The organism is Spirosoma taeanense, assembly GCF_013127955.1.
Lineage (GTDB): Bacteria > Bacteroidota > Bacteroidia > Cytophagales > Spirosomataceae > Spirosoma > Spirosoma taeanense.
Window position 1 is genome coordinate 688,586 of record NZ_CP053435.1, and the last position, 12,782, is coordinate 701,367.

The following is a 12,782-nucleotide window of genomic DNA, read 5'->3' on the forward strand; positions in this document are numbered from 1 at the left end:
GATTGTTAAAACAAGATCGAGTAAACCACTTTACCTTTTACCGGCACAATCAGCTCCTGGCGACCGTTGGCATCGCGAACCGTTGGTTTGGCTCCGTTCAGATCGTCCAGCCGAACGTACTGCTGCCCATCAACGAGGTACATACCGTTTTCGATGGGGCTAATGCTGGTACCACTGATTAGCCGGGCATACAGGTCACCGGCAGGATTGGTTAACGTTACTTCGCGCTGAATGCCTTTGCCTTCGCTTAGGACCCGAATCTTATCATCGACCGAAGCGCCGTAACTCTGGTAGCGGAACGTTGGGCGGTCTTCGTTGTCCAGCACGTAACCTTTGGGCCGGTAACCCGATCCGGTCGTGTCAGCTGTCCAGTTGGCCTGGGGCGACGCGAGTTTGGCCAAAAACAGCACGGGGGCGCCCATGCGCTGAACCATACCCATTGGCCGCGACGAACCATCGCCCCGGTCGTGCCACATGGGCGTAGCGTCAAGGAACGAACCACGCCAGACCTGGATCAGCGCTCCTTTGTCCAGGTCGTAGGTGTAATGCACGCCATCGGGACTACCTACCGATACGGCGTGAACCACGCGGAGAGTCCGGCCCTGCGTATTTTTCTCGCCCGGCATATCCATAAAGCTGCGCAGAATCGTGTTGGTGGGCGCGTCAACAATGATTGGGTCAACTTCTTCGCCCGTGCCGCCATTTGCGTCGCTGATGACGAACTCTCGGATGCCGGGACCGGCTATAGCCAGCCCTAACGCGGGTCTGGCCCAATCCACAAATTTTGAATAGAGCAGTTCAAAGGGCAGATCGCCTTTGGGCAGGGTCGCCTGTCCCCGACCATTGGAGCGTCCGGGGCCGAGGATGGTCTGGTTGTTGATCTTGAGCATACCACCGCCCCCCGATGCACCGAGGTTTAAGCGGTACTCGCCCGGCTCCGACACGCGCAGCGTACCGGTGTAGCGAATCAGAAACTCATTCGGAATGCGGGTCACGGAAGCCGACAGTACCTGGGTTGGTCCTTCGGATTCAGGTGCTGTTCTGTCGTATTCCGGCTCCTTTTCGAACTTGCCTTTGTATACGGAGTATTTCAGATTGACCAGTTCGGGGCGGGGCTTATCGTAAGCGACGTAACGGATATCGCGGAAGGCTACGGCGCCATGATCGCCCTGCAGCATAATTGGGCCAAGGGGCTTTTCGTCGTCGAAGGCAGCCGCCCGGGTTGGGCCGGTGAGTTCAACATCTTCGTGGATGACAACGCCGTTCAGCTCGACGCGGATCATGCGGGCATTTTCAGTCTTCTGTCCGTTGGCATTAAAGCGCGGAGCCTGAAACGAAATCTTCAGGTGCTGCCACAGGCCGGGGGCGCGGCTGGCGTTCTGCCGGGCTGGGTGGCCTTCGTAGCCATTCTGACCCTCGGGCCGCTTCGGGTCCCACCGTTCATAGATTGAGCCGTTATCAATCGCACGCGGGCTGCGGACATCCCAGCTATCAAACAACTGCACTTCGTAGCGGCCCTGCAGATATACTCCTGAATTGGACTTGGCGGCAATCATATAATCCAGTTCAAGATCTATGTCGCCGTGCTGCAGGTTCGTGAAGAGGTTATACTTCTGAGCGTCTTTTTCGCTGGGTGGCGTATTCGACTGCGGAATATTCGCCAGCACGTCGGTGCCTTTGCCCGTAATGAGCGTGTTAGGTTTGTTCAGGTCGGCGCGAACGCTGCCAACAATACGCCAGTTGGCGGTCGCGGGTTTAAAAGCGCTCAGGTCGTTGAGGGATATCGGCGTACCCGGCGTGGGAGTCGGCTGAGCAACGGCCAGACTGGCACCCATCGCCCAGCCAACGCTCAGCAGGCAGTAGAAACGGGCTGTAGCTGTTATTTTTATCATCAGGAAAGATAATTAGAGGCCTGAAATTTACCATTTTTTCTTCTAAAAAGGACGCGAAACCGCATTTGCTCTATCTTTGAATGTTTTTGGTTAAGCCGTTCTTTCCCGATCAGAAATGAGGCAGAAGCTGATTAACCGTAAATTCTTTTACCCCTTTATATCTTCATGAAAAACGTCCCGTTATCAATTGCCGCCTGCGTAAGTATGCTCGGTCTGGCGTTAATTAACCCAGCCGCGGCCCAGGTCGAACCCAACAAACAAACCCCCCAGTCCAGTGAGATATGGGAGCCCGTACCGCCCGTTATAACGCCGGGGAGCATCTCTGCCAGTACAAGCGGCATAACTGCGCCTTCGGATGCCGTTGTGCTGTTCGATGGTAAAAACACGGACGAATGGGTAGCTATAAAAGGCTATTCACCTGCCAACTGGGAGAACACCAACGAAGGCCCGTTGAAGTGGCCGGTGCAGGATGGGGTGATGTACTCTACAAAAGGCTTTTCGGCCCGTTCCAAAAAGGAGTTCGATGATTTTCAACTGCATCTGGAGTTTAAAACGCCGGAGAAAGTAGAAGGCAATAGCCAGGGTCGCGGTAACAGCGGTGTTTTTCTGCAGGGCCGCTACGAGCTGCAGGTGCTGGATAACTACAACAACCCGACCTACGTAAACGGGATGGTTGGTTCGATCTACAAGCAGGCGATTCCGCTGGTTAACCCCAGCCGCAAACCGGGCGAATGGCAGACGTATGATGTCATCTACCAGGCGCCGAAGTTTAACAAAGCTGGCCTGATGACCGATTTCGCGTACGTTACGGTTTTGCTGAATGGTGTGCTGGTTCAGAATCACACGCCGATTCGCGGCACAACCGAGTATATCGGTTATCCGAAAGTGCAGGCCCACGGCGCCGGCCCAATCCTGCTTCAGGATCACGGTAACCCGGTTGGTTTCCGCAATATCTGGGTTCGGCCTTTGTAAGCCATAAATTGCCTGACTTCTTTGCTAACGTACAAATAGGGCTACCCTGCCCTATTTGTACGTTAGTTTTTTTACGGGGGTATGATTGTAGTAACAGGGCTTGCCTAAAAAAGAACCCACCAACAGCCGGGTGGCCATTGGTGGGTTAAACGATGGTGGAAAGTCTGGATTACTTCACCAGCATGATATCATCGAAGTAGAACGTCTCATCCTGCTTATCCGGGCCTTTGATGCGGAAGCCAACCTGCTTGAGGGTTTTGCCCGCCGACCAGAAGTCGATATCCGACAGCTTAAGCTTGAAATACGTCCAGGTATTTGCTTTTACGTCGATCCGGTTTTTCTCACTAAAGCCACCGAAACCACCAGCGCTGGCGTCGGTCGTCAGGTAGAGCGAGTAGTCGGCCGAAGCGCCTTTGATCCAGCCCGTAATGTAAGTATAGTCCGGCGAATAAGTGAGCGCCGACGCACCCCAGTTGGCGAAGCCGATCAGGTGCCAGTTGCCTTTCTGGAAGGTCTTGGCCGCCGAGGCCGTTCCATCCTTGAACTCCTTGGTCGATTTAACGCCGGCATCACCCCAGGATGCATCCTGGAAGTCAGTGCCGTAGCTATCGGTAAAGATTTTGTAAGCCTTATCGACGTTGATAAACTCCTGTTTCGTGCGCATCCGGCCCGTGCTGTTGGTAATACTCAGGGTTCCCCGGTTCAGCGTCGTCGCCGGCATCTGAACAACCAGCTCCTTTTTCGATTTCGAAACAATCGTTGCCGCGTCCGAAATTCCTTTCACTGAGTCAGCAACAGCAACCGCCGTTACGTCGTCGAGGTTGTTACCGGTAACCGTAATCACCGTTCCCTTTGTGAAAAGATAGTTCGATACATCGCTCACGGTTGGGTAAGCCAGAACCTTAAACGGCACCGTTACCGACTGTCCGGCGCTATTGGTGAATACGACGTTCTGCTTGCCACCCGAGGCATCGGCAGGTACCCGAAAAATTAGCGCTTCGCTGGTATTGAGTGTGGGCTGGAAACCGGCCGGTACGTTCTGTTTCTCAAATACAATGGTGCGGATGTCGCCCAGACCGGTACCCGTCAGCGTAACGACTGAGCCACCCGCTGCCGAATCCGGCATGATTTTGCTCGCTACGGGCGTGCCCGGGCTGATCTGTGGCCGTCCGTCCGTGTCTTTTTCGCAGGAGCTAAGCGCAAACCCGGTCAGAAGGGTCAGGCTCGCTAATGAAATGGATTTATAGAAGTTCATGGAATGCTTGGTTTTCGGTCATCTATAGTCATTAAGTGGTCACTTACGGCCATTGGTTGTTTCAGACAGCAAATGACCGCTTAACGACTATCGAATGACAAGTTTATCACTTATAATACGGAACCGGCTCTTTGCCCAGTTCAGGGTCTTGTATAATCTCACCGGCCGGAATGGGCAGGAACATCTTATCCTGCGTGAAGTTGGTCAGATACGTTGCTGCCGTAACGGTACCCCGGTTCTGTTTCTCGATGATGGCTTTCGCTTTGGCAAAACCCTGCCGCTGAATATCGTACCAGTAGTCGCCTTCGAACGCAAACTCGACCCGGCGCTCGTGCAGGATGTCGTCGAGTGTGATGGACGTCTTGGGGTTCAGACCCGCCCGGCGTCTAACCTGGTTCAGCGCGTCGAGCGCTTTGGTGTCCGATGTCGAAGCGTTGGCTCCCAGAACGGCTTCGGCATAGATCAGCAGAATATCGGCGTAGCGCAGCAGCACGACGTTGTTCCCCGAGTTCTGGCCCAGCACCGGCTCACCACCGAAGCTCTTACCCGGACCCGCGAAGTATTTCACGATGTTGGCGCGGGTTGGGCTCAGGCTACCGCCGTCGTTGGTTGGCTGGAGCGTATCGTATTTAAAGCCATTGGCCATGAACGCGTTGTATACCGGCGCGTTGGCACGCTGGGGTTTCCAGGTTGGTTTCGTCCAGCCCTGTTCCATCACCGACCATTTCCGACGCAGATCGCCGAATTCATATTCTTTCAGCATGTCGATGGAAGGAACGTACATTTCCCAGGCATCGGCTTCCGACGTACGCAGGGCACCCGCACCCCGGTCGGGGTTCTTGATGTTACCCGTTCCCCAGGGGTCCTGTGCAAACTGGTGCTGGATTGAGAAAAGCGACTCGGCGTTGTTGTTCATGCTCATTTTGGTGAACATGCCTTCGTAATCGCTCACCAGAGTGTACTTACCCGAATTGATGACCTCTTCGGCTTTGGCTTTGGCGTTAGCGTAGTCCTTGTTATACAGATACAGCTTTGCCATCATGCCCTTAGCTGAGTATTTGGTGACCCGGCCCGGAACGTCCGACTCCGGCAGGTTTTTCTCCGCCAGCTGCAGCTCTTCGAGTGCGAAACGCAGCACATCCTTCTGCAGATACCGGGGAATGTTGAAGTCACCCGACAGCGCCGTAGCACCCGGATCGGTGATGATCGGAGCCGCGCCCCAGGTGCGGGCAATATAGAAATACAGCATACCCCGGATGAAGTGAGCCTCTGCAATAGCGGGGTCGAGGTAGCTGGCGTCGCCACCGGCTGCTTTTTTCTCCTCAAACGTTTTCAGCATTACGTTCGAGTAGCCAATGATTTTGTAAAAAGCACCCCAGGCAGCTCCAACCCGCTCCGAAGCGGCTGATACCGTGAAGTTGAGGTATTCCGTATCGGTATAGGTAAACATATTACCACCCATCACGTCGCCGATGGCATCCTGCGCCCGGCTTTCGTAGTTCCGCCAGGGCAGGCCACTGTACAGCGTGCTGGTAGCAGCCCGGACCTGTTCGGCACTGTTGTAATAGTTACCGGTCGTAGTACCCGACAGCGAAGGCCGGTCAATGAAATCTTCTTTGCAACTGGTCAGCATCAATGCCGGAGCCAGTAACGCAGCATATATGATTTTCCGTTTCATGTCTTTTTGTATTGAGTGATTGAGTGAGTAAGCGATTGAGTGGTTGGGCGGGAGCTTTTTGCTCAATCACCCAATCGCTCATTCACTCAATAATTAGAATTGCAGATTAGCGCCGATGGTGAACGTGCGGGGATTCGGGTAGTGACCGGCGTCGACGTTCATCAGCTTGATGCTGTTATTGAATGAGCCGATTTCCGGATCGTAGCCCGAGTACTTGGTGAACGTCTTCAGGTTCTGGATTGACCCGTAGATGCGCAGGTTCTGCACCCGCACTTTGCTCAGCAGATTTTTCGGCAGGCGGTAACCCAGCGTAATGTTCTGAATCCGGGCGTACGATGCGTCTTCTACGTAGCGGTCCGACATGGCCGTGTTGTTCTTGTTGGTCGCCGTAAAGCGGGGCAGTGCGCCATCCGTATTGTCAGCCGTGTAGCGGTCGGTCACCGTACGCAACTGGTTGGTATAGGCATTGTTCAGGCTTTCGAGCTGCCAGCGCAGGAAGTTGAACGCCTTGGCGCCCTGGCTGCCCTGCAGGAACAGCGAGAAGTCGATGTCGCCGTAATTAAGCGTATTGGTGAATCCCCAGGTGAACTTCGGTAGCGGGCTGCCAATGAAGGTATAATCGCCAGCGTCTATTTTGCCGTCGCCGTTAACGTCCTTGTAACGGATGTCACCCAGCCAGGTTTCATTCTGGTTCACTTTATAGCCAAACTGCGGCAGGCTGCTGGCCAGTTCTTCCTGCGTACGGAACAGCCCATCGGTAACTAGACCCCAGAATGAGCCAACCGGACGGCCCGGCGTGGTGTGCGTAACGAGGTAGTTGTTGTAGTAGATCTTACCATCCAGCGCCGAAGCTGCCGAAGCGGCTTTGTCGTACCGGTTGGTGAACTGCGTCAGTACGCCGTTGGTCTTCCAGCTGAAGTTACCTTTCTTGATGTTGGTTGTTGTCAGGCTCAGGTCAACACCCGTATTGGTCATCTGACCGGCGTTACCCAGTGGCGCTTTCAGGTCATCCCACTGATCGCCGACACCAATCAGGTTCGGGCCGGTCAGGAAGATAATCATGTCCGACGTTACTTTCTTGTAAACGTCGATGGTCGCGTCGATCCGGCCGTTCAGGAAGCCCAGGTCGATACCGGCGTTGGTCGTTCTTACCGACTCCCACTTGAGGTTCGGGTTAGGAATCCCGTTGATCATGTTCGACGACCCGAAGCCCACGGGGCCCGAGAAGAACTGCACCGCACCTACGTATGCCGGGTTAGGCGCACCGCCGGGGAAGTTCTGGTTACCAACGGCACCGTACCCGGCGCGGAATTTGGCGTAGCTCAAAACGTTAGCGATAGCACCTTTCATGAATTTCTCGTTCGAGATTGTCCAGCCGACCGACACGCCGGGGAAATAACCCCACCGGTTGTTCGGGCCGAAGTTCGACGAGCCGTCAGCCCGGAAGCTGGCCGAAACCGAATAGCGGTCATCGTAGGTGTAGTTGGCGCGGGCGAACCACGATTCCATTGCCCACTGACCTTTGCCTCCGCCCAGGCCCCAGGTGGTCTGGTCAGCACTACCCGTGTTGAGGTCTAAAATGTTCGCCTGCAGATCGACCTTGGTACCCGAAATCGCCTGGTAGTACGAGTTCTGCGCCTGGTGACCTGCCGTCGCCTGAATCCCGTGCTTACCAATATATTTGTTGTAGCTCAGGTAGTTCGTCAGTGACCAGTAGTAGCTGTCCGAGCGTGAGTCGATCAGCTTGCTGCGGAATGAGGTCGTCCCTACGTTACCGGCTTTCTGATACGCTACGTTGTTATCCTGACCCAGCGAGTACGATAGTTCGTTCCTCAGTGACAGATCTTTGGTGAACTGCAGTTCTGCGTACAGGCTACCAAAGATGTTGTTTGTCGTTTTGGTGTTGCCCCGGAACTGGCTGTTCCCCACGAGGTTCGAGCCGTAGTATTGCACGCCACCAACCGTCTGGCCACCGCCCCAGGTGCCGTCGATGTTTTTCACCGGCGTCAGCGGGCTGGTCGAAGCGCCCCACCAGATCGTTCCTTCGGCCGCATCGGCCAGCGAAACGTTCTGAATACTGCGCGATACGTTCGCACTAATACCTACCTTCGCCCAGCTTTTCAACTGGCTGTCGAGGCTGAACCGCGAGGCATACCGCTTGAAATCCGACCCCAAGATAATCCCCTTGTTGTCGAAGTAGTTGAGCGAGAGGTAGTACGTCGTCTTGTCGCGGCCGCCCGAGAAGCTTAGCTGGTGGTTGTTGATTTTACCACGCTGGAACATAGCCTCCTGCCAGTCGGTACCATCGCCCAGCAGATCCGGGTTCTTGAACTCGTCAGCGACCGGGTTGCCAATTAGTGGCAACACTTCGTTCTGATACCGGGCAAAATCCCGCAGGTTCATCAGATCGAGCCGCTTGGCCACTTCCGACACGCCCGTGTACATTTCGTAGTTGATCTTACCTTCGCCCTGCTTGCCTTTCTTGGTCGTGATCAGAATCACGCCGTTGGCCGCCTGCGAACCGTAAATTGCCTGCGCCGACGCATCTTTCAGCACGTCGATGCTCTCGATGTCGTTCGGGTTCAGCATGGCCATCACCGAGTTACCAGTTTGACCGTCGCTGCCACCCAGACCCGCGTAACCGGAGCTGCTTGAGGTGTTGCCGCCTACAAATGGCACGCCGTCAATTACAAACAGCGGGTCGTTGCTATTGATGGACGTAACGCCCCGAACTTTAACCGACACGCCACCGCCCGGCTGACCACCGTTGCTGGTAACCGTAACACCAGCAGCTTTACCCTGCAGGAGCTGGTCCACACCGGCAGCTGGGATATCCTTTAGTTCGGCCGCCTTCACCGTCGTGATCGACGACGTAACGTCCGACCGCTTAGCCGTACCGTAACCAATAACAACGACCTCGTCCAGCGACTGATCGGCAGTTTGCAGGGTGATGTTCAGCGTTGTGCGGCTGCCCACTTCAACTTCCTGCGTTTTCATGCCGATAAACGAGATGACCAGGGTTTTAGCCCCCGCCGGCATATTGATCGAGAACGCGCCATTGACATCCGTTGTGGTTCCCAACTGGGTACCTTTTACCGATACAGTTGCACCGGGAAGCGTATTCCCTTTTTCATCGGATACCGTTCCTTTAATCAACGCTTTTGTATCCAACGGGCCATTGACGCCCGCCTGCGCATGCCGGGTAGCAGCCAGAGCCATCCGATTTACATCGGGCGCGGTTCTGGTTATGGTTCGTTCATGAGCAGAGACAGTAAGCCAGCTACTCAGGAGGACGAATCCTGAAAGCACATGTTTAATCATATAAGAGGGAAATTAATTGTGTTAGGCAATAGAAGTAATCGTATTAGTAGGTAATTCCGGGAATAGCTCAGCTTTTGAGCTTATATGAAGTTGTATCATTCAGGCGACTGTGGCTGTAGGTTTGACCAGTTTTTGCATCGGGATCGAAATCATAACAGATGTTCCCCGGCCCGGCTCGCTCTGCCACATAACCTGCCCGCCGAGGTAATCAATACGGGACCGGATGTTGGCAACGCCGTTACCTTTGGCAGGGCCGTCGGGGAAATCGCCCCCCTGGCCGTCGTCATCGACACTGATCAGCAAGGTTTCGTCGTTAGCCATAATCTGCACCGTAATGGCCTGGGCGTTTGCGTGTTTTAAGGCGTTATTCAGGAGTTCCTGGATGACCCGGTAAATCATTGCCGATGCTTCGTCGCCCAGGTCCGGAAGCTCACCGTAATGCTCCAGCGTCAGTTCGGTCTGATTGACCAGGTTCAGCTTTTGAACCAGATCGTCCAGCGCCGTAATCAGCCCGAACGTCGACAAGGCATAAGGTCGCAGGTCGTTGGAAATCAGTCGGGTTTCAGTGCAGGCTTCATCCAGGAACTGGTTCAGAGGGTCCTTGACGGATAAGGGCAACCGTTCCTGATGCGCTTCCACAAACAGTTTGATCCGCGATAGCTGGATACCCAGTCCATCGTGCAGGTCACGGGCAATGCGGCTCCGTTCGCCTTCCTGCCCTTCGATCATCGCCCGCAACGATTTCAATTCCAATTGCCGGATCTGCTGCTGGGCAATCACGGACTGCTGGTGCGTAATCAGTTTCTGTTGCCTGCGCAAAAAGAATAGCGACATTACGCCTAAAACGCTGATAATTAAAATGATAGCCAAGGTTGTGTTCAATATACGCTGGTGACGGCTCTGTTGCTCCACTAACTCTCTCTCTACCGCCAGCGTCTTGATCTGGCTGTCTAACTCCTGCAACCGAATACTTTTAGTCTGCTCGGAGAGGTAAAACTGGTCGGCAAACCCCATGGACTGCAGAGAAGCCTGATAGGCCTGTTTGTAATCACCCATGCGGGAATAACTATCGGCTGAATGCTTGGCTAGCTCGCGCAGCATAGCCACATTTTTCTCGGCTTTGGCCAACTGGTAGCTTTTCCGATAGGCTTCCAGCGCAGCTTTCGGGTGATCTTTAAACTGCTCGACAATCCCCAGATAAAAGTGATTCAGGGCAATCAGCCAGTTTACGTTTATCCGTTGCGCGATGGCCAGGCTTCGGGTGGCGAAGTACTGAGCCGAGTCGGGCATTTTAACCCGCGAATAGGTGTTGGCCAGCAGATTCTGGGCAAACGCCTGAAAATAGGGCTGCCTGTACTGAGCACTCATTCGTTCGGTTTCGCGCAGTTCGGTCAACAGGTTTTTCGGTAACGGGACTTTCTTCTGATCAATATTGGCCAGTCCCAGCCGGCACTCGATGACTTTAGGCTGGTTCTGGCTTCGCTCAAAAAACTGCAGGGCTTTCCGAAGGTATTTTTCGGCCGACGCCTGCATGAAATAATCGTGCGTGTAGTAATCGCCAATCTTAATATGCTGCGTATAGTACCCCACCGAATCGCCCGCCAGGCTATAGTATTTCAAGCTGTTGAAATAAGCGTCCATGGTGTACTTGTTATAGCCAAACTGATGGTGGTAAAGCCAGCCCAATCGCTCATACGAATCGCCAGCCTGCGCATATTTTTTAGTGGTAACCAGCTGCTTTATCTGTTTTTTGACGCTGTCGATGGGCGGAGTATCCGCTTTAACCGACATCTGCCCGAGCAGGCAATGCAGGGCGAGCAACAGGTAAAAGGCAAGGCAAAACTTCATTGATCAAAGACCTAAGGGAGGTTCGTTTTTATGAGTCTATTTCTAAAAACGTAACAGCTATGATTTTTTAGATACCCAATGGTAATGATCCCAGATGTTTTAGTAGAACCAGTTGCTAGTCAATGTATTGCATTTCCATGGCCGTCTTGATCAGCAGAGCCGTGTTGGGAACCCCAAACTTCATCAGCAGGCTGCTGCGATGAAACTCAACTGCTTTGGCGCTGACGAACAGTTGCGTGGCCATCTGCTGTGTAGTCATTCCCTGGGCAATCAGAGTCAGCACCTCCGACTCGCGGGGCGTCAGGTTCGGCTTTAGGCCGGCACCGGCTGCGGGCTTTCGAAGCCGGGGCTCGTCGCTCAGTAGAATGTGCATGATGGTATCGTTGAAATACTGCTTTTCCTGGTAGACGGTCCGGATAGCCTGCAGCAGTTCGTTTTTGGTGGTATTCTTCAGCAGGTACCCCTTAGCACCTTTCTTTACTACCCGTTTAATCAGACTGACGTCGTCGTGCATGGTCAGGGCAACTACTTTTGTTTGGGGATAGTTGCGCGTGATTCGTTCGCACAGTCCCAGGCCATCGTCAATCTGAGGGAACGAGATGTCAAGCAACACGACGTCGATTGGCGTCCGCGCCAGCGACTCAACCACGGATGCTACGTTGTAACAGCGCTCGGCCACTTCTATCTCAGAGGACCCCGATATGAGCGATGCAATTCCTTCGACGAAAACGTTATGATCGTCTGCAATCAGCACCCGTATCATTTACCTGCTGAGTTTCTTGTTTTGAATGAAGCAATGAATAACCGATAAACACATAGAAAATCTAACTAATTCCGGTAACCCGAACAGAATTACCGCATATCAGTTGCTTCGTTTAAACGCCCCTGTTGATTATGACTGTTTAACTATTTACTTGTAAGAAATAGTTAAATAGAATTTTGTTAAGCAAAATTAGGATTGATGTGGCCGCTAAAAGAATAGGGAAAACCCGATTTTGTGAAAACTTAGGGTAAACCCTACAGCCCGTTTTTATTGGCCAATCGGCTGGTAGGAAATACTGATTGATGAAAAGGTGGTTAGCGCGTAATCCATTTAAGACCCGTTAAACTATCTAGAAAATGCCTTCAGCCGCTGTCAGGACCTTTTTATATCGTTGCAGTGATTTATATTATTTATAAAAATGCGCCTACGCTCCCTGTGCTACACGCTGCTGATCCTCTTATTGGCCAGCTGCTCGACAACGACGGTCTTTATTGTTCGACACGCCGAAAAAGTAGACGAATCTGATTCGACTCATCTAAGTCAGGCCGGGCAGGTACGGGCCGTTGTGCTGGCCGATACCCTGGCTAACCGGGGCATCGATTCCATCTTCACCACGCCTTATCGACGGACCCGCCAGACCGCCCAGCCCCTGTCGCAGCGTTTGGGGTTACCAATTGTTAGTTACCCCGCCAGTCCGACCAGCGCAATTGTGCAGCGTCTTGAGCGCATTCGCGGGAAAGAGGCACTCGTAGTAGGACACAGTAACACAATCCTGGATATTGCGAAAGGATTGGGGGTTACGCCGACGCTTTCGACGATTGCATCCGGCGATTTTGATAATCTATTTCAGGTCAGGATTCGCCGGACGCCGTTTGGCAAATCCGTTCTCCTTACCGAAAAAACGTATGGGCACCCCACTCCTCCCTGATTCTGCCCGGAAACCCGTATCGTTTTAGATGATTTAAGCATCGGCAAGGCTCCCCGACGGTACGGTTGATTACCATTTACTAACGGTTGACGAAGGTCTTTTTACAGCTCATACGTCATGAATAT

8 protein-coding genes are annotated in these 12,782 nt (G+C 53.4%); 2 read left to right on the forward strand and 6 right to left on the reverse strand.

Features of this window, described 5'->3' with window-relative positions:
* Positions 1-5: 5 nt before the first annotated feature.
* Positions 6-1,892, reverse strand: coding sequence for a family 16 glycoside hydrolase (locus HNV11_RS03015; RefSeq protein ID WP_171738247.1), 1,887 nt, complete (start codon positions 1,890-1,892; stop codon positions 6-8).
* A 165-nt stretch (positions 1,893-2,057) separates the two neighbouring features.
* Here HNV11_RS03015 and HNV11_RS03020 point away from each other — a divergent pair, with 165 nt between their 5' ends.
* Positions 2,058-2,864, forward strand: coding sequence for a 3-keto-disaccharide hydrolase (locus HNV11_RS03020; RefSeq protein ID WP_171738248.1), 807 nt, complete (start codon positions 2,058-2,060; stop codon positions 2,862-2,864).
* A 169-nt stretch (positions 2,865-3,033) separates the two neighbouring features.
* Here HNV11_RS03020 and HNV11_RS03025 read toward each other — a convergent pair whose 3' ends face one another.
* The 5 genes from HNV11_RS03025 to HNV11_RS03045 form a co-directional block, all read right to left on the reverse strand.
* Positions 3,034-4,119: an IPT/TIG domain-containing protein gene (locus HNV11_RS03025; RefSeq protein WP_171738249.1), complete on the reverse strand. Its 1,086-nt coding sequence runs from the start codon at positions 4,117-4,119 to the stop codon at positions 3,034-3,036.
* Between the two features lie 106 nt (positions 4,120-4,225).
* Complete coding sequence (locus HNV11_RS03030; protein WP_171738250.1) at positions 4,226-5,797, reverse strand: RagB/SusD family nutrient uptake outer membrane protein; 1,572 nt, start codon at positions 5,795-5,797, stop codon at positions 4,226-4,228.
* A gap of 93 nt (positions 5,798-5,890) precedes the next feature.
* Positions 5,891-9,118, reverse strand: a complete 3,228-nt coding sequence (locus tag HNV11_RS03035; RefSeq protein WP_171738251.1) for a SusC/RagA family TonB-linked outer membrane protein — start codon at positions 9,116-9,118, stop codon at positions 5,891-5,893.
* 99 nt (positions 9,119-9,217) lie between these two features.
* Positions 9,218-10,966: an ATP-binding protein gene (locus tag HNV11_RS03040; protein ID WP_171738252.1), complete on the reverse strand. Its 1,749-nt coding sequence runs from the start codon at positions 10,964-10,966 to the stop codon at positions 9,218-9,220.
* A gap of 115 nt (positions 10,967-11,081) precedes the next feature.
* Entirely contained in the window at positions 11,082-11,729 is a 648-nt protein-coding gene (locus HNV11_RS03045) for a response regulator transcription factor (RefSeq protein ID WP_171738253.1), read from the reverse strand.
* 418 nt (positions 11,730-12,147) lie between these two features.
* On the opposite strand from HNV11_RS03045, the gene HNV11_RS03050 reads away from it, so the two are divergent.
* Positions 12,148-12,657 carry a SixA phosphatase family protein gene (locus tag HNV11_RS03050; protein WP_171738254.1) on the forward strand — a complete coding sequence of 170 codons (510 nt, stop codon included), beginning with the start codon at positions 12,148-12,150 and terminating at the stop codon, positions 12,655-12,657.
* The last annotated feature ends 125 nt before the right edge of the window (positions 12,658-12,782 follow it).